The sequence below is a fragment of the Acinetobacter sp. USHLN143 genome (genome assembly GCF_037145695.1).
Taxonomy (GTDB): Bacteria; Pseudomonadota; Gammaproteobacteria; order Pseudomonadales; family Moraxellaceae; genus Acinetobacter; species Acinetobacter fasciculus.
This window is the reverse complement of record NZ_JBBCWZ010000205.1, coordinates 1-525: the sequence shown is the minus strand read 5'-3', so window position 1 is coordinate 525 and position 525 is coordinate 1. Positions and strand designations below refer to the sequence as shown.

The 525-nt window shown below is 36.0% G+C and carries 1 pseudogene; it reads left to right on the top strand.

Annotated elements, in window-relative coordinates:
• Positions 1–118 precede the first annotated feature (118 nt).
• Positions 119–412, top strand: a pseudogene (locus WFH18_RS17705) (phenazine biosynthesis protein PhzF); the annotation flags it as partial.
• Positions 413–525: the final 113 nt, after the last annotated feature.

The following is a 525-nucleotide window of genomic DNA, read 5'->3' as shown; positions in this document are numbered from 1 at the left end:
TTTATATTGTTACTTAGACAGGTAGGACATTTGATTTGTAGCGTTATTTTCATACCTCTATTTTATCAAAAGCCATATTGTTTTTTTCAGCATACTTTTTGAAACACCACCCAATCAATTTGATACGGGGAAAACGATTCATTTTCATGTAAAAGATTTAGGCATTTTTGTAGTCAATCAGGATGCGGATAGCAAGATCAGAATGAATTTTCCAATCCGTCGTGCAGAGCCCGTTGCTGAATATCCTGAAGCTTTAAGACAGGCCCTGAATAAACCGTTTAAACAGGTTTATCTGAACGCGCAGGGCTATATTATTGAATATGAATCGGTACAGGATGTGCTGGATGAAACACCTGATTTTGAACTGTTAAAACAGTTGAATGGCAAGCGTACAGCAATTACTGCTCAAAATACCGGCAGAGTAAAACTTGAAGTGCGACATAAACCACCTAATTAATTTAAAGGGTTTATGGAGTATATAAAATTGTCATACCATCATCTTAACTTTGAAGATCGTACTGCATT